General features: G+C 67.6%; 17 protein-coding genes and 1 other RNA gene. 15 read left to right on the top strand and 3 right to left on the bottom strand.

Annotated elements, in window-relative coordinates; all coding sequences use genetic code 11:
• Positions 1–26: 26 nt before the first annotated feature.
• Positions 27–596, bottom strand: a complete 570-nt coding sequence (locus tag CUC05_RS20475; RefSeq protein WP_108667998.1) for a hypothetical protein — start codon at positions 594–596, stop codon at positions 27–29.
• Positions 597–686: 90 nt separating this feature from the next.
• Here CUC05_RS20475 and rnpB point away from each other — a divergent pair.
• The 5 genes from rnpB (at position 687) to CUC05_RS20450 (ending at position 4,421) form a co-directional block, all read left to right on the top strand.
• An RNA gene (gene rnpB, locus CUC05_RS20470) (RNase P RNA component class A) lies at positions 687–1,047 on the top strand.
• 379 nt (positions 1,048–1,426) lie between these two features.
• Positions 1,427–2,653, top strand: a complete 1,227-nt coding sequence (locus CUC05_RS20465; protein ID WP_108667997.1) for an IS110 family RNA-guided transposase — start codon at positions 1,427–1,429, stop codon at positions 2,651–2,653.
• Between the two features lie 203 nt (positions 2,654–2,856).
• Positions 2,857–3,354: a DUF6933 domain-containing protein gene (locus CUC05_RS20460; protein WP_108667996.1), complete on the top strand. Its 498-nt coding sequence runs from the start codon at positions 2,857–2,859 to the stop codon at positions 3,352–3,354.
• 172 nt (positions 3,355–3,526) lie between these two features.
• Positions 3,527–3,865 carry a helix-turn-helix domain-containing protein gene (locus CUC05_RS20455; RefSeq protein ID WP_108667995.1) on the top strand — a complete coding sequence of 113 codons (339 nt, stop codon included), beginning with the start codon at positions 3,527–3,529 and terminating at the stop codon, positions 3,863–3,865.
• A gap of 64 nt (positions 3,866–3,929) precedes the next feature.
• Complete coding sequence (locus CUC05_RS20450; RefSeq protein WP_157965826.1) at positions 3,930–4,421, top strand: hypothetical protein; 492 nt, start codon at positions 3,930–3,932, stop codon at positions 4,419–4,421.
• 88 nt (positions 4,422–4,509) lie between these two features.
• Here CUC05_RS20450 and CUC05_RS20445 read toward each other — a convergent pair whose 3' ends face one another.
• A complete protein-coding gene (locus tag CUC05_RS20445) occupies positions 4,510–5,682 on the bottom strand; it encodes a tyrosine-type recombinase/integrase (RefSeq protein WP_157965825.1) in 1,173 nt (390 codons plus the stop codon).
• The gene (locus CUC05_RS20440) at positions 5,675–6,151 is read right to left on the bottom strand and encodes a helix-turn-helix domain-containing protein (RefSeq protein ID WP_108668072.1); all 477 of its coding nucleotides are present in this window, start codon (positions 6,149–6,151) and stop codon (positions 5,675–5,677) included. Before CUC05_RS20440 ends, CUC05_RS20445 begins: the two co-directional genes overlap by 8 nt.
• A gap of 172 nt (positions 6,152–6,323) precedes the next feature.
• Here CUC05_RS20440 and CUC05_RS20435 point away from each other — a divergent pair, with 172 nt between their 5' ends.
• The 10 genes from CUC05_RS20435 (at position 6,324) to CUC05_RS20395 (ending at position 17,003) form a co-directional block, all read left to right on the top strand.
• Complete coding sequence (locus CUC05_RS20435; protein WP_157965824.1) at positions 6,324–6,515, top strand: helix-turn-helix transcriptional regulator; 192 nt, start codon at positions 6,324–6,326, stop codon at positions 6,513–6,515.
• 99 nt (positions 6,516–6,614) lie between these two features.
• Complete coding sequence (locus tag CUC05_RS20430; protein ID WP_108667991.1) at positions 6,615–9,623, top strand: DEAD/DEAH box helicase; 3,009 nt, start codon at positions 6,615–6,617, stop codon at positions 9,621–9,623.
• Positions 9,624–9,849: 226 nt separating this feature from the next.
• Positions 9,850–10,035: a hypothetical protein gene (locus tag CUC05_RS20425; RefSeq protein ID WP_108667990.1), complete on the top strand. Its 186-nt coding sequence runs from the start codon at positions 9,850–9,852 to the stop codon at positions 10,033–10,035.
• 366 nt (positions 10,036–10,401) lie between these two features.
• Complete coding sequence (locus CUC05_RS20420) at positions 10,402–11,397, top strand: hypothetical protein (RefSeq protein WP_157965823.1); 996 nt, start codon at positions 10,402–10,404, stop codon at positions 11,395–11,397.
• 295 nt (positions 11,398–11,692) lie between these two features.
• Positions 11,693–12,229, top strand: a complete 537-nt coding sequence (locus tag CUC05_RS24940) for a hypothetical protein (RefSeq protein WP_157965822.1) — start codon at positions 11,693–11,695, stop codon at positions 12,227–12,229.
• Positions 12,222–12,893, top strand: coding sequence for an AAA family ATPase (locus CUC05_RS20415; protein ID WP_157965821.1), 672 nt, complete (start codon positions 12,222–12,224; stop codon positions 12,891–12,893). The genes CUC05_RS24940 and CUC05_RS20415 overlap by 8 nt, the downstream gene beginning before the upstream one ends.
• Positions 12,881–14,197: an ATP-binding protein gene (locus CUC05_RS20410; protein ID WP_108667987.1), complete on the top strand. Its 1,317-nt coding sequence runs from the start codon at positions 12,881–12,883 to the stop codon at positions 14,195–14,197. The genes CUC05_RS20415 and CUC05_RS20410 overlap by 13 nt, the downstream gene beginning before the upstream one ends.
• Positions 14,198–14,214: 17 nt before the next feature.
• Positions 14,215–14,526, top strand: a complete 312-nt coding sequence (locus tag CUC05_RS20405) for a hypothetical protein (protein WP_108667986.1) — start codon at positions 14,215–14,217, stop codon at positions 14,524–14,526.
• 198 nt (positions 14,527–14,724) lie between these two features.
• Positions 14,725–15,702, top strand: a complete 978-nt coding sequence (locus CUC05_RS20400) for a hypothetical protein (RefSeq protein WP_157965820.1) — start codon at positions 14,725–14,727, stop codon at positions 15,700–15,702.
• A complete protein-coding gene (locus CUC05_RS20395; protein WP_108667984.1) occupies positions 15,699–17,003 on the top strand; it encodes a hypothetical protein in 1,305 nt (434 codons plus the stop codon). The genes CUC05_RS20400 and CUC05_RS20395 overlap by 4 nt, the downstream gene beginning before the upstream one ends.
• Positions 17,004–17,273 lie beyond the last annotated feature (270 nt).

Here is a 17,273-nt window from a genome sequence, read left to right as displayed (position 1 = left end):
GGTGCCCGGTCGCGTTCCGGCCGAACTCAGCGGACCGGTCCCGGATGCGCTGCCAGCGCCTGTGCCTGCGTCATCTCCGTGGGCAGGCCCGGCCCACGGGCCTCGATCGCGGCCAGCCGGATGGGCCACCCGGTGCGATCGGTCAGCACGCCGGACCTGGCCCGGTACCCGGGGATGATCCCGTCGTCGGTGGGCAGGTCGACCAGGTCGTAGTTGCCGTGCTCGCTGATGGTCGTGTCGGCGACCTGCCGCTCGGTGAGCCATGCCACGAAGACCCGGCAGCTCGCCTGCGGCCATCGCACGACCGTGGCCGGTACCGCCCCGTAGGTGGTGATGTGTCCCGCGTGCACGACCAGGTGGTTCTGCAGGGTCGTGGGGAGCAGGAGCACCTCGCCGGCGATGCCCTTGCGGCGGATCTGCGCGGGGTTGGCGTTGGACCCGATCGCCAGCACGGCGATGCGGTCGGTCGTGCTGATCGACGGGGGGACCGGCACCACCGCGTCGGCCGACACCATCACCGGGCCGGAGGGCCACGTGCCGGGGTACACCGCCGGGTCGTCCAGCGGCGCGGGGCCATAGTCCTCGATCAGTCGCACCGGCGACCGAGTGTGCTCCAGCGACGGGTGGCCGTGTCGACCGCACGGCCGATTGGTGCAGCGGCGCGTACGATGCGGGGCGGTCAGGAGGGAGTCGGCCGGACGGCCGCGGCGGGGCAACCCGTCGAGGAAAGTCCGGACTCCACAGGGCAGGACGCCGGGTAACCCCCGGGCGCAGCGATGCGTGGAAAGTGCAGCAGAGAGCAGACCGCCAGCGGCCGCAGGTCCGAGAGGATCCGTGGTGCGGGTAAGGGTGAAAGGGTGCGGTAAGAGCGCACCGGCGTCGGCGGCAACGTCGGCGGCCAGGCATACCCCGTCCGGAGCAAGGCCAAGCAGGTGCGATGAGGCGGCCCGCCGAGCACCGGGTAGGCCGCATCGAGGTCGACGGAGACGTCGGCCCCAGACAGATGGTCGTCCCCGACAGAATCCGGCTTATAGGCTGACTCCCCTCTGGCAAGCGGCTGACCTGCGGAAACGCGGGTCAGCCGCACCCATTCCTGCCTCCTTGGGTCAGATATGGGTCAGGAATCTCCGATGCGGGTCGCGCGGGGCCGACCTTGCAGTCCTACGTGGCCTGGAACACCAAGCTGTCTGACTGGTCATCCTGATCGGTGACCGGTGGATGATGCCGGTTGTGTTCCTGGTCCATCCCGATCACCGCCACGCTGCCTCACCCGTGGAGGGTCAGACTGAGTTCTGCGGGGTCGGTGTGGTCCGGGACGCAAGGACCGGCGACAGGGCTGTGCGCTGCGAGCGCCGATCAGTCAGCCTCCGGCTCGCGTCCCGAACCGGGAGCACTTGCACTGCTGGTACCAGTGAAAGGCTCCGACATGCAGCATGACATCCGCACCGTCCCGGCACCCACCGGGGCGATCGACTGGGCCACCGAAGCCCACCACCTCGCCATCGTCGACCACACCGGCGACCTCGTCGCAGACGCCTCTATCGATCACTCCAGCGTCGGGCTTGACCGGATGGTGGACCGGTTCCGCACCTTGGGTGTGCGCAGGGTCGCGATCGAACGGCCTGACGGGCCGGTCGTCGAGGCGCTGCTCGACGCCGACCTCGAGGTGGTCGTGATCCATCCGCGGCAGCTGAAGAACCTACGGGGCCGCTACGGCAACGCGGGCAACAAGGACGACGCCCTGGACGCCTTCGTCTTGGCCGACACGCTCCGCACCGACACCCGCCGGTTGGTGCCGCTGCAGCGCGACAGCGACGCCACCCGGGCGCTGCGGGCGTTGACCCGGGCACGCAAGGACCTCGTCGAGGCCCGGGTGGCGCTGACCAACCAGCTGCTGGCCAACCTCCAGCTGGTCCTGCCCGGCGCGGTGAAGCTGTTCAGCCGCCTCGACTCGGCCATCGCGATCGCGTTCCTCCGCCGCTTCCCCACCCAGACCCGCGTCGACTGGCTCTCTGAACGCCGGATGGCCACCTGGCTGAAGGCCAACAGCTACTGCGGCAACAAGACCGCCGCCCAGTTCTGCGCCCACCTGGCCGCTGCCCCCCGAGGCATCGGCGGTGCCGAAGCCGACGCACGCGCCACCATCACCCTCGCGCTTGTCGAGGGCATCGAGTCGCTGAACCGCCAGATCACCAGCCTCGAGCGGGACATCCGAGAAGCGCTCGAGCTGCACCCCGACGCGCACATCTTCACCAGCCTCCCCAAGGGCGGCATGGTCCGAGCTGCCACCCTCCTCGCAGAGATCGGTGACGCCCGCGGCCGGTTCCCTACCGACGACGCGCTGGCTGCCCTCGCCGACTGCGCCCCCTCCACCCGCCGATCCGGCAAGCTCCACGCCGTCACCTTCCGCGACGCCTGTGACAAGAAGCTCCGCGACGCGGTCATCAACTTCGCCGACGACAGCCGCAACGCCTCACCCTGGGCTGCTCACATCTACCGCCGCGCCCGCGACAGAGGCTGCAGACACCCCCACGCCGTGCGCATCCTCGCCCGCGCCTGGATCCGCGTCATCTGGCGCATGTGGCAGAACCACACCGCCTACAACCCCGCCCTCCACGGTGGCCACCAACAGCTCGCAGCCGCCGTGGCTTGACACAGGGCTACTCAGTCCACTGGGAGCTGGCACAGTTGAGGTGTGAGGCCACGATCGATCCGGACGAGGCGGTTGCTGACCATGCGGCGGTGCTGGTCCGGCCAGGGCGCGTGGTCCCACATGTCTCGTGAGCCGAACGTCGTCCTCTCCAGTACGGTCGAGCTCGACCGCGCCACTGTCCCCGGAGTTGAAGGTTCGTCGCTGTGACGCTGGTCATCCGTGGGACCGCAGCGTTCCGCAAGCGCGTCCCCGACAGGTCGCCTGCCGGAGGCGAGGCGTTGGGCGCATTGGGAGAGTGGTTCGCCAACGTGCGCCTGTGGCGACCGCATCTGGCGATCTTCGTCCACAGGGAGACCTACCTGCCCGTCCTCGTCGACCTCGCACCAGCCAGCACAGTGATCGTGCGGTTCGCCGAGCAGATGGAGCGCGTGCTGCTCGAGCTCGGCGTTCCCGCAGACGCGGTCGATCGGCATCGGGTGGACCCGACCGATGCGCGGGTCGAGCCGACCAACGACCGCAGCGTCGTCGGCGTCATGAACGAGTACGTGAAGATGCTGGACTGGTGGCGTCACGACGCCGGCCCGATCACCGGCGACACCGCAGTGCGGTTCAGCGTGGAGCTGGCCCAGACCCCGGTCCGAGCGGGCAGCCCGTCAGCGACCTGGCCCGACGAAGCCGTGCATCGGCTGCTGGCGGGCTAGCGGTCGTGCCCCGCCACGTTGTTGACACGAAACGTCGGATGGCCGGAAACATCCCATGCGACATCTCCCCGCTGACGCCCGTCACTCGCACGACGCCTTGCGCACAAACTGAAACCGGGTACGGTAGAACCGTCACAAACGTCATAAACGATTAAACCGTAACGGAGTTCGAATGGCCCGCACCTCCACAACCGAACAAGTCGCAGCGGCGTTGCACGTCAAGCCCGCGACGGTCCGCAAGTACGCGCGGGCCAACAAGCTGCCGTTCGACACCACACCCGGCGGTCACCGACGGTTCGACGTCGAAGAGGCTGTCAGGGCCATCACCGGAGATGATGACGGCGAACCTGCTGGCGGGTGGGAACTTCCCGACCCGGTCCCTTTCGTTCGTGTCCCACCTGCGTCCAGTCGAGTGACGGTGCAGACCGTCCAGGTCTCACCCGCGCCGGCCCGGGTCCTCGACGACGCGGGCGTGCTGGAGGACTGGTCGACAGGCACGAGCGTTGTCTGACTGGTGGGTTACCGCAACGGGGGCGGACCACGAACAGGGCGACCTGCAACGCTCCCTGCCCGTCGTGACCGTGGAGTCCCTGACCATCGACGGCGACCAGGCCCAGATCCGCACACGCGTTGAGCACCTGGACGCAATCATCGTCACGCAGACCTGCGACCTCGAGAACAGCAAGGTCGAGAACATCCTGGTCGCCCGAGTCCTCGCGTGGGAGGACTTCGCGGCAGCCCAGTACGGGGCCGGCAACACGGCCGTCAAAGGCGGCTCGTTCCGCCGAAGCCTCGTGCGCGGCGATGTCCCACCATTGTCGCTGCTCCACCAGCAGGACGAACCGGCCGTCCAGTGGTCGGTCGTGGACTTCCGCGAACTCCACGTCGTGAGCAGAAGCACCCTCGATCGTCACGTCCAGGAGACTGAACCGCGAGCGCGTCTTGTATCGCCGTACAAGGAGCACTTCGCTCAGGCGTTCGCGCGCTTCTACATGCGCGTCGGCCTGCCGCACGACGCCCGTGCGTTCGAGAAGGACGGCGCTGCGGCCGTTGCTGGCCTGGGCTGAGACGGTCGGTGAACGCCGGCGCCTCACCCCAAGTCCTCGCCCTCCGCCGAGGACGTCAACCGTTTGTGGGTGCGCGCAGGAACTACAGTTAGCCGGTCGCTTTGGCGTCCGGATCCTGTCGCCCGCGCAAGGCACCCCCGAGGGCGTGGTCGATCGCGCGTCGGGTCCTGTCGCCGCCCTTGTTCGGGAACAGGTGGGAGTACGTGTCGAGGGTCTCGCTTGCGTTCTTGTGGCCGAGGCGGTTCTGGACGGTTACCACGTCCTCTCCGGCCGCGATGAGGGTGCTCGCGTAGTAGTGACGCAGCATGTGCGGTGTCACGCCCTTCGCTCCGGCACGTTCCGCGGCCCGACGCACGGCATCGCCGATGGAGGACCGCGTGACCGGTCCACCCGTTCGCGAACCGAAGACCAGGTCCACGGTCTCTGTCCTGCGGCGGCCGGAGTCGTCGGCGATCTCGATCTCAAGGTTCAGCGGGCCGAACTCCGCGAGGTGGGCTGCCAGGGCCTCACGTACCGAATTGGGTAGGGGAACGGTCCGGACGCTGGACTCGCGCTTGACGGGCCCGATGTAGGGGAGGTGGCCACGACGCGATGGTGTCAGCAGTTGACGATCGATCGTGATGACCGGATCGATCGCGGGTGCCAGTCCGGCCCGGTCGACGGTCAGTCCCATCGCCTCGCCCTGACGGGCGCCGGTTCCCGCCATCAACAGGACGGCCGCCCGGAACCGGGGCGAGATGCTCTCGGCCACCGCCAAGACCTCCTCGTCGGTGGGCGGGACAACCTTTCCCTTCGTGGACCGGGGAAGCGGCACGTTCTCGCAGGGGGTCTGTCGGATCAGGCGATCACTGACCGCAGCCTTCAGGCACATCGCGACGATCCGGTACCGGCTGGTGGTTGTGCTCGGCCCGAGGCGCTGGGACATGTCGCCGACCCAGGCCACGATCATCGATCGTCGGAGGCCCGTGAGACGGCGTCCGCCGAAGGAGGCCTTCGCATCCTCGACGGCCTGCCTGTAGCTCTCTCTGGTCTGGGCCTTGATGGGGAGGCCCGCGAGCCACGCATCCGCCCACTCGGTGAAGGTGACGCGGCCACCTTGCGGGTCGATCCAGTCGCCGCGCTCCATGTCCGCCAGTTGATTGGCGAGCCACTTCTCAGCGACCGCCTTGCGGTGGAAGTCCTTGCTGCGGCGCTTGCCGTCCGGTCCGTCGTATCGAGCGCGCCACTTGTTGCGGGACTTGTCCTTGTAGACGCTAGCCATCGGTGAGTCCTCGAAGCATGGCCAATGCGGCTTCTCGTCGATCCGGAGACAGTTGGCGGGCAAGCAGCATGAGTTCGTGCCACCAGCGGTCGTCCTCAGGCCCGACGTCCCAGGTCGGGTGCTGCTCGCCATCCGCAGACACCAAGCACCACCGCCAGGGGTGCTCCAGCACGTCCCTTGCCACGTCCTCGGTCATGTTCGGGGCGTGGGGTGCCGCGACGTCCAGATTCGTGGCGAGGCGATCGTTCAACCATGGCGCTGGTGCGATGGAGATCGCGGGCCTGTCCAGGTCCTCGACGTCGATCCCCAGCGCTTCAGCCATCCGTTCGGCACTGTCGCGCTGCGGAGACTTGCGGCCCCGCTCCGCGCCGGCCCACGTGTCCAACGCCACCCCAGCGTTGGCGGCCGCCTCCTTCAGCGTCCACCCCTTGCGGCGCCGCTCGGCCTTGAGCCTCTCCGGCCTTACCATACGACCACACCTCCACCTCGGACGGAATGCTAGCTATCGTAGCACTACGTATCTGACGTGTGGTCAATTCCGGTAGAATTACTAGGAATCATGGTGTACAGTGTCGGTTGACGACGTCCCCGTCCTCAGGAGTCCAACCGCGATGATCGATAACGCCAGTGGGGGTGAGGTCTTGACCGAACCCGAACTCGCCGCCTACCTGGGCGTGGAGCGGGAGACCCTTCGCAAGATGCGATACCGGGGCGAAGCGCCCGCGCACTTCAGGGTGGGGTGCGGCCCCAACGGGTCCGTGCGCTACCGCGCGGCGGGGATCAAGGAGTGGATCGAGGAGCGCGAGGCACGGGCGTCCACCGAGGCCGCCTAACACGCCGAGGTCTGGGCTTCCGGCGGGGTCGGTGCACCTTCTGCCGGACGACGTGCCTCATGGGTCGGGGGGTCGGGGCGGTGCACCATCGGGTGGGCGATGTCCGACCACTACGCCAGCTGCGACACCCCTAGCCTCCTGGCGCCGGGTGTCAGATGGCGGCGCCCGCAGAAGGGTGCGATCGCGGCGCTCATCGCGCATTGGTCGCGGACCGACGACGTGCCGTCGCTGGTCAGCCTGCCCACGGGGACGGGCAAGACCGCCATCGCCATCGCGGCTCCCTACCTGATGGAGGCTCCACCGACGCGCGTGCTCGTCTTGGTCCCATCGGCAGCCCTCCGCGGCCAGATCGCAGCGCAGTTCTCCGACCAGCGCGTCCTCCGCATGGTCGGAGCGCTGCACGAGGACTCGAACCCCGATGTGCTGGCGATGAAGGGGCTGGCCGAGGACTGGGACGACATCCGACGCCATGACGTGGTGGTGGCCCTGCCCAACAGCATCAGCCCGAGCCACTACGTCGACCGGGAGCCGCCGCCGCCCGATCTGTTCGATCTGATCGTGGTCGATGAGGCCCATCACGCGCCAGCCCAGACCTGGCGCGCGGTCCTCGAGCACTTCCATTGGAAGCGAGCGCTCCTCCTGACGGCCACACCCACCCGGCGGGACCGCAAGGCCGTTCCGGGAGACATGATCTACCGCTACCCCCTCAGGCAGGCGCTCGCGGACGGTTCGTTCAACCCGATCGTTCCGCACCTGCTGGACGCACCCCAGCCCTTTGATCCGGTGCGCACCGACGCAGCGATTGCGGACAAGGTGGTCGATCTTGCCGGTGACCCGAACCACCACGCGTCCACCGTGATGATCCGTGGCAGGGGGATCGAACGCCTCCGTGAACTCCGAAAGCTGTATGCAGATCGGGGACTTGATGGCGAGCTCCTCCACAGCCGAATGGGCGCAGCCAAGAGACAGACCGTGCTCGATGGTCTGGCGAGCGGCGCCGTGCGTGTCGTGTTCGTCGACGGGATGCTCGGCGAGGGCTACGACCTCCCGAGCTTGAGGATCGTCGGCTACCACGACAAGCACCGGTCCTTTGAACCGACGGTCCAGATGATCGGCCGACTGGCCCGAACAAGCCCTGAGCATTTCTCGCCGTCGAGCGTGGTGACGGTGCGGGACCATGACGTCTACCCGCACCTTCAGGGAGCCCTGCGGGCGCTCTACGACCATGAGGACGCGGATTGGGCCACCGTCTTGCCTCAGGTCATCGACGACCATGTGGAGCAGGAGCAGCGCAACAGAGCCTTCATCCAAGGCGTGGCCGCGGAGGGATCCGGCACCGTCAACGCCGCCGCGCTGACGCCACTGATGCGCCTGATCGCGTTTCAGATCGCCGATGAGGGATGGGCCCCCTGGTTCGTCGGCGACGGGCAGCACGCTCAGGGCCTGTCTGTCGGTGAACCTTTCGCCGGCGGACTGGTGGTCTACCAAGGAGTCCATCAGACGGCACGACTGTTCGTCCTCGTCACCGAACACCGGGACCAGCCACGGTGGTCCACGGACACCGAGATGGCATCCCGGCGCTTCGAGCTCCACCTCTTGGCCTACCGTCCGGCTTCGGGCGACCACCCTGCACTCCTCCTGCTGAACTCCAACGTGGGGCTGGCTCAGAGAGGCCTTGTTGCGCTCCTGGAGATGCCGGAGGGCAGCCGGCTCGTCGACCACCAACGCTTGAATGCCTACCTCGATCGGCTCCCACGACACTCCGTCTCCGCCGTCGGTGTGCGGACGACGGGGTTGGCCGGTCAGGCCGGGACCGCGTACAGGAACTTCCTGGGATCCGGTGTCGAACAAGGACTCCGGCGGGTTGACGTGTCGGGTGCTGCACTCGGCCACGTCAACCTCCAGTACGACTACGGCGGGCGATCGGCGAGCGGAGGCGCCGCACTCGAGAAGGCCAAGATCTGGGTGACGCGGTACGTGCCGCTCGCTGCCTACGACGAGTGGGTATCCAGCGTGGTCGAGGGACTCCGCGACGTTGCCCCCGCATTGGTGCCGCTCCTACCGACCGTCGAGCGCGGCCGAACGCTGACAGCGTGGCCACAGAGCTCGGTCATATCTGCCGAGGTCGATCCGAGCCTCCTCGGGCAAGGGTGGATCCTCGAATCGGGCGTCGGGATCCCCATCGAGGACGTGCTACTCGTGCCTCGGGACCTCCAGCAAGTGGCTGACACGAACGACGTGTTGCCCATCGATGCGATCGTCGCCGACAGCCCCGAGCCGCCGATCTGGACGGGGCAGATGCATCTCGACGGCACCGTGACCGGTGATGACCTCGACGTGCGGCATGGGCATCAGACGGGTTTGTTCTCGGACCTCCTGACGAACTTCCCACCTACCGCCTACTTCGTGGACGGCACGACCGTCGTCGGCCACACCCTGTACCCGCCGCCGGATGTCCCTCGACCCTTCGATCCGGAGCAGCTGATCGTTCACGACTGGTCGGGCACCAGGATCACAACGGAGACTGCGGCGTCCCTGCCAAAGAGATCGACCGAGGTCTGCGTTCACACGGCGTTCGAACGATGGGCCGACGCGCAGCCGATGCTTGGGATCCACAGGTGGCTCATCTGCAACGACGGCAGCGGGGAGATCGCCGACCACCTGCTGATCGAGGAGGACGCGAACGGCGTGGTGCGGCTCGGACTCTGGCACTCCAAACCCAGCGGCGCAGCCTCTCCAGGGCTCAGGATCGCCGACCTGCAGGTCGTCGTGTCCCAGGCCGCCAGATCACGCTGGCACTTCCGTTCGCCTGGGCTATGGGAGTCCCTGCTCCGCCGGTTGGACGGCCACGAATCGCCTCACGCAACGATCATCCACGGCGACGAGCTGCTCCTCCGCCAGCGCCTGGATCCGTCCGATGGCAGCTGGCCCCAGACTCGCCCGCAGCTCGTGCCAACCATCGGGATCGTGCAGCCCGGGCTCTCCAAACAACAGCTCATCGACGCCGTCAACTCGGGTAGAGGCCAGGCGTTCGTGCAGCTTCTTGCTGTCGCCGAGTTGGCCGCAGAGAGCGTTGATGGAGACCTGCGCATCCTGAACTCCGCGTAGAGCGCCGCCCTACGGGCACCTCCAAGCCCGGCGAAGACACTCGATCGAGTCCGGCCCCGGGGACGGCGTGTCGGCGACGGTTCATACGGTGCTGAGGCGTCGGGGCAGCCCCGACGTTCCGATCCCCAAAATGTCGTTAATAACGACTAGGAGTTGACCGTCTCCAATGACCCCTCGAAAGCAGTCACGGCGCTTCCGCCGACCACGGCTTGCGCCTCGTTCCTCGATGAAGGCCGACATCGCCATCCTCCTGGCGATCGTCCTCATCGCCTTCCTCCTTGGCGTCGGCTTCTGGGCCATCGTGCTCTGGGTCGCCGCCAAGCTGACCGGCGTCACCGCATCGAACGAACAGATCCTCGGTGTCGCACTGGTCGTATCCGTCCTCGCCTCCTCACTGGCGGTACGTCGATGACCGGCCCCACCGCCCAGACCCAGACGCATCGGCCCCAGAGCTGCGGCCCATTCCACCCAGGCGTCGCCCGCCACCGACTGCTCGCCCTCGTGCGAACTCGGGCGTCGCGGTCAGCACCGATACGCCCCCCGGCGCTCGAGCTGCTGCCCCACCGGCCGCGGCCTCGTGACCGGATCGCCATGCGCAAGTACCGGTAGTCAACCGGACGGGGCGTCGTCCCATCGGCGCCCCACACATCCCTTGGAGGTCCATATGGCCGCTCCCACAACGTCCTCGCCACTCACCATCGTCCACGAACCCGGCCACAACGGCCGGCCATGGTCCACCGACGTCCTCATCGAGCCGACCACTCGCCATCACGTCGAGGTGGAGGCCCCGGTGTGGCACGCACGGGACACGGGAGTCAGCATCGAACGGCAGGCTCACCTTGCGCTCGTCGCACTCCTCCGCAGGCTGCGGCCCACCACGATCGCAGACGCGATCAACGGTCTTGTCGGCCACCAGGCGCTCACACCGCTCAAGTCAACCCAGGAAGACGGCAGGCGCTGGCAAGGCCGCATCGGGATGGAGCTGAAGCGCCCTGGGTACCCGGCCGCCGGATTGGTCCGCCAGCTCAGGCTGCAGATGTCCGCCCGAGACGCCATCGGCCCAGACGGAACCCTCCTCTGGGTGTGCGGCACGAGCCCACCGGCCGCGGTGCGCGCAACCGCGGACAACCGGTGCCACGTCATGCGCATCGCTCGCCTCACCGACGCCTTGATGCGTGAGCACGACCCCGCGGACGAGGAGGCTCGGACGCTCGCCGAGCGCGTGGTGCGACTGCTCAGCACGCCGCTCGGGTCACGCGACGCGGACAAGCGTCCACAACCCCTTCCGGCGGTCCCACGCGTGCACCGTCTGGTGCTGCCTGTGGCCCTGGCGGGGCAGTCGGTGCTCGCCACCTCGACGAACCACATCTGCGATCAGCCCTTCTGGATCAACCGCCGCGTCGCCATGGAATTCCTTCGGGTCGCCGCTCCGCTGTTGGACGGACGCGAACGGATCCACCCGGTGGCCGACGTCCTGGCCGCCGCTCACGCGCACGGATTGCTTCGGTCAGCCCCACCCGTGCCAACAGGGGAACCCGTCCTCCTGACGGGGGTCCGGACTCCCGCAGCAGGAGATCAGTGGTTGTGGTCCGAGGTCCGGGTGAAGAAGCTGCTGTCCGACGTGGGAGTTGCGGCTCCTCGCGGCGAGCTGCCCGTCGACGTGTGGACCGAGCGCACCGCCTCTCGACAACGCGTCTACGCCGCCGGAGACGTCGTGTCGGTACTCGAGACCACTGCCGACGCCGGGCAGCTGCTCCGAAGGCTCACGCCCTGAGCCGTGCTCTCGAGGGATCGCCACCTTGGGCCGCCGGCCTACGAGCGCCGTGCCCGTGTGTCGCCGGCGCTGGGCGCACTCCTGACGTGAGGTCGCGATGTCACACGGATCGCGTAGCGTGATCGAGCATCCGGTGGACGGGTGTCGGCGGGTCGGTATGGGAGTGTGATGGCTGATGGGGCGGGCGGATCGCTTGGCGATGCGGTTGGCCTGTCCACCAGAGCGGTGGGAACGGGTCACGGCGGTCGCCGATGCGGTGAGACGCCGAGGACATCTTCGTTGGGGCGAGGATGGCGTGACACTCGACGACGGTGATGGCGGACCGGGAGTTGTTCACATCTCCTGCGTGGATGTCGCAGCGATGCCAACGCTGACCGCGGAACTCGGCATGGGTTGGCTCTGGACGGTGCTGGGCGACCGTGAACCGGACCTGATGCCGTGGCATGAGGTGGACGGCCTCGCCATCTCGTCGGTGAATCCATGGATGATCGCGGCGACGCCGGACCGGACCGTGTGGCGCGTGCACGGTGCCGATGAGCCAGTCGAGCTGGTTGCCAGACCGCGCACCCTGCCCCCACCAGGGGATCTGGACCAGCTGCATCGGGCTGGCGGAACGACGGAACCGCGGCTGGACCTCGTCCCTGCGTGGACGACCGCCACCGTCGAGCGTGCGCTTTGGACATGGCTGCGGTTCTTCGGCGTCCGCGGGGTCACCTTCCGGTACGACGCGGCGCTTCGGACGCCGTTCGACGACGAGCTCCGCAAGCGCACGGCCGATCACGATCCGGTTTACGGTCACCTTGATGGCGAATGGACCGAACCGCATGGATGAGAGCCTGCTCGCAGACGTGTATGAGCGCCTGGACGTCGCGGATCTTCCGCCGGTGCTGGCCAGCTATGTCATGGCGGCCTGCGAGGGTCAGCTCGCCGAGGTCCTGGGAGGCGCAATGGTCTCCCGGTCGATCCCTGAGCATGCCGACCTGCCCGACCCGGTCGGTGCCTACCTGTCGGAGATCACCGTCGAGGGCTTCCGAGGGATAGGCCCGCGTCGAACGCTGCCTTTGAACCCGGGCCCCGGCCTGACTGTCGTGGTCGGCCGCAACGGCTCGGGGAAGTCCTCGTTCGCCGAGGCCGTCGAGGTCGTGCTCACGGGGACGTCCAGCCGCTGGGACAGCGCGCAGTCGAAGTCCTGGACGGAGGGGTGGCGCAACCTCCACGCGGGCACGCCGTCGCTGCATCTGGAGATCCTGGAAGAGTCCGCCACCACGCCGACCCGGCTGGTGAGGCAGTGGTCGGATCCAGAGGATCTCACCACCGGCGACACGACCGCCCGACGTGCGGGGAACGACCCGGAGCCGTTGGACGTCCTTGGCTGGAGCGATGCCATCAGCCGGCACCGGCCGATCCTCAGCTACCACGAGCTGGGCACCATGCTGCAGGGCGTCCCTCAGCGCTCCATGATGCGCTGTCCGGCATCCTCGGCGTGGGCGACCTAGATGCGGCGATCACCGCGTTGGCCGCTGCCCGCAAGGAACGAGAACAGCCCGGCAAGGACCTGAAGTCCGCCTGGGGTGGCGTCAAGCAATCGCTCGAGGCCAGCCCAGAGGAAGCTGCTCGGACGGTTCTGGATGCTCTCGACCGTCGCAAGCCGGACCTGGACGCCGCCGAGCTGCTGCTGCTCGGCGACGAGGACGACCAGCAGACCGACATCTCCGCGCTTCGGCGGTTGGCGTCCCTGCGCCCGATCGGCAGCGAGGAGGTCGAGAAGGCAGCGGATGACTTGGAGACCGCCGTGCTGGCGGCGGCCGAGCACGAGGGCAGCGACGCGGAGTCGGCTGGCCGGCTCGCGGACCTGCTCCGGCAAGCGCTCGTTGTGCACAGCGGCGAGACTGAACCGTGTCCCGTGTGCAAGACAGGTCAGCTGGACGAGGCATGGCGCAACGCGACGGAGGCGGAGATCGACCGTCTCAGCAGCTTGGCCGCGGAAGCCAACAACGCCACGACGCAGCTGAAGCAGGCAATCGGCGCCGCACGTCGGCTGCTCGTCACGCCTCCCGCTGACCTCGCGCCGAGCTCCAATACTGGCGTCGACACCGACCAGCTGGGACAGCGGTGGGGGAGCTGGGTCGATGCCCCCGAGGATCCGAGCGAGCTTGCCGCCCACCTTCGTGAGGAGCATGCCGCCCTCGCCGCAGAACAATCCGCCGTCGCCGAAGCCGCGAAGGCCGAGCTGGCCAGGCGACACGCCGAGTGGCGCCCTGTCGCGGCCAAGGCCCTCGCCTGGATCGCCGACGCCCGATCCGCTGCCACGGCGACTGCTGCCGCCAAGGAGCTGAAGAAGGCGGAGAAGTGGCTCAAGGACTGCCAGGTCGCCATCAAGGCCGGACGGTTCGAACCGGTGAAGGGGCAGACCGCCCAGCTGTGGGATCAGCTTCGCCTGGCATCCAACGTCGAGGTTCGAGACATCGAGCTGGCCGGCACCGGGACACAGCGCAGGGTCGAGCTGGATGTCGCCGTGGACGGCACCGACGCCAACGCCCTCGGCGTGATGAGCCAGGGCGAGCTTCACGCCCTCGCGCTGGCCATCTTCATCCCACGCGCCACACAGCCCGAGAGCCCGTTCCGCTTCGTCGTTATCGATGACCCAGTGCAGTCCATGGACCCTGCTCGAGTTGACGGCCTCGCCAAGGTGTTGGCCGGCATCTCCGCGCGGGCGGCATCGCGGAGACCAAGGACCCGCTGCTCGTCCACCTTTCGTCCGGGCCCGCCGCCGAGCTGCAGGAACGCGCGGCCCGGCTAGAAGCCGCCGTCCGGTCCTTGGACGCCGCATCGATCACCACCATCCACGGCTTCTGCCAGCGTGTGCTCGCTGCTGCCGGCTATGCCGGAGATGTCGGCGGCCGCGTCGAGCTGGTCGAGAACGTCGACGCGATGGTCGACCATCACATCCGCGACCTCCTCGTCGGGTTCTTCCGCGACACCCCCATCGCCGACAAGAACGAGATCCCGGGCGAGCAGACCGCCTATGCCACACTTGGCATCGCCCTGGCAAACCCTGTCAACGTTTGGGATCGTGGCAGTGTTTCGACGCCTGTCTGGCAGCGCGTGGCAGTGGAGGGTCTGTCTTGACAGTGGCTCTGACCTGCGGAAATGTCCTCAAATGGCCGCAGATCGCTGTGAGGGTCAGAAGGCTCAGTCATGGTGGCATCGACCGTGGTCGTTGGTCGTGGCCTGCATCGGGCATACGCGCCACAGCGGTCCTGCGAGCCCACGAACATGGTCGTCATAGGTGTGGAGGTGTCACGGGTGGACGGTAGGGTCGCGATCATGGGATTCGGCCAGGTCAGCGGGGGCTTCGCAATGGCGATCATTCATGGGGACATGGATGGTGCGCCGGTTGTCGCGGAGGGCGATCCCGTACCTAAATACGCTGTCCACGGCCATGTAGAACCGGTCCATGCCACGGACCGAGTACTGACGCCGTATCTCACAGAGATCTACCGCGGCAAGTCGACGGCCGTCGGTGCGTCCTACCCGGCGGCACCCTTCTTTGCTCGGCTGGCCTCACCGTCGACATGTGAGGCGGCGACGGCGGACGCGGCGGCCCGTGTAGTTGCAGCCATGGGTTCGAAGAAGGCTAACCTCGGCATTCTGTTTGGCTTCTACGGGACGCTTGAGGACGGCAGCCCGGTCCACGGTCTCGTCAAGGTTGATCTCGACATGGACAAGCGGCTTCAGTTCGCCAATGCGACGGGAAGCACGTGGTCGTTGACTGAGGTCGACCGGCTGCTCCCCCCGCCCAAGGACAAGGTCGCAAAGTTCGTCATCGCGCCCGAGCCGTTGGGTGAGGCGGACTCGGGTGTGTTCGACGAAGGTGCGGGGCGTGGGATGGCTGCGATCTACCTCCTTGACGCAGTGGACCTGACCGTCCCGAAGACTGAGGGGAACATTCCCGCGTTGGGTGCTGCGCTGCGTGACGCCGGCGTCTCTGGCCCACGGGTTCGGGAGGTGTTGCATGAGGTGTCGACCGGTGACCAGTCGGTTGATCTGTTCGAACGGGTTCGCGAGGAGGTCCCGGAGGTCGATGAGCGCACGTTGACCCGGCACCGCGGCAACCCACGCCGGCCGGTCACGACCGTGCAGCCCGAACCGTTCCGGACGGTGTTGCAGTGCAAGGACCCTTGGATCCGTGTGGAGGCCGGTCCGGGTGTGGAGTTGGTACGTGAGGACGGCCGGATCGTGCTCAGCTATCCCGATGATGTTGTCCTGACCGAGTCGGAACTGCCATTGAAGAAGCCCCGGTGAGTGGTGTTCCTGACGGGCTGGATCTTCTGGAGCAGATCGCTTCGCGCAACGGGGTGATGCTCACCGACGGGTGGGGCGAAACGGTCGTCCGGTGGATGGTCGACGGGTTCGACAGCGATGACGTCGCGGACGCGCAGGCGGTCGGTCTCGTTGTGAGCGTGGCGTTGGACGGTCTGCCTCGCCGGTTGCAGATCGATGACGGGGAACCAGATGCCGATGACCTGGACGCTGTCTTGGCGTTGCTGTCGGTCGCGTCGGACAGGACTGAGGCCGAGAGTTCGGCGTCTCGACGAGAGCTTGTCGGGGTCGTGTCAGATCGGGTGGTTGAGATCGAGGTTGCGGTCAGGCGGCGGGGGTGGGCTCGGACCCGTGACGCGCTGATTGACGCGGTTGTGTCTCGACCGGCGCAGGTGTTGGAGGACGTGAAAGCGGTTGGGTCTGTGGCATGCGGGTCAGAGTCTGTGGCCGTGGCCGATGTACGACGTCACGACGGCGATCCGCAGGGCTGGTTGTGGGAACTGGCGGGGATGATCGACGATGCGGCGGGGTGGCAGGACGTGTCTGCGGCGCGGCGCCGCGATGGGGACGTCGTGCTGCTGGCCTTGCGTCGTGATGCCGACCCGTCGATCCGGCTTGGCATCGACGCGGCGGTGTCGGGTGGCCGCAGGTTGGCCGACTGGGTCATCGCCACCGATGACCCGAACCGCTTGGAGGCGCTCCGTTTCGTTCTCACGCAGGTCACCGTCGGCTCGCCCGGGTCGATGTCACTGCCGGCGGCCGACGGGGTGCGTGAGTTGGCCGAGCGCTATCGCATCGCGTTGGCCCAGGAGAACGCCGCCGCAGTTGCTGCGGCGGCGGCCGCCTCCCATGAGACGGCGCTGGCGGCGCTCACGGATGCGCGTCGGGCCGTGGACGCTGAGGTCAGCTCGGCGTTGAAGGGCGCAGGGGCGGTCATTGGTGCTGTGGTTGCGGCGGCGTCGTTGATCGTGCGCAACACCACGGTGTTCCCGGACGGGGCGATCGCTGTGGTCGTCATCGTGCTCGTGACCGTGGAGGTAGCGATGTTCATAGGGGCTTGGTCGCGGATCGACGACGGGTTGGACGCCTTGGAACGCCGTCGTGAACGGATCCGTCGGGATCCGTTGCTGCCGGAGGAGGACCGCCAACGGGCGTTGGCTTCCGCCGATGCTGGCGAAGTCTCACGAAGGGCATTGGTTGCGAGGGCGTCTGCCGGTCTACTCACGTTGTTGACTTGTGGGGCGGTCATCTACGTCGGGGTGGGTGTGGCCGCGGTCAACTGACGCCAGCGGAGCCGGGTGAGGGTCAGGTCGCCCATGTCGTGTCGTCATGCAGGGCCGTGCGGGTCAGGCCCTCCTGGGGGAGGGAGACACCGTGGCTGACCAGTGCGTTGACGGCGTTGATGAGCCCGTCGTGGTCCAACCACGCGATGTGGGTGTTGTCGGGTCTTCGTCGTGAAGGGGGGTCTGGTGGAGGTTCGACGGTGAATGGGTGAAGCCCCCTGAGGCTTGCAGCTGTCCAAAGCAGCAAGTTCATCAGGAGGCTTCCCGTGC

It is taken from the genome of Euzebya rosea (assembly GCF_003073135.1).
In the GTDB taxonomy this organism is placed as follows: Bacteria; Actinomycetota; Nitriliruptoria; order Euzebyales; family Euzebyaceae; genus Euzebya; species Euzebya rosea.
This window is presented reverse-complemented; position numbering and strand designations above follow the sequence as displayed.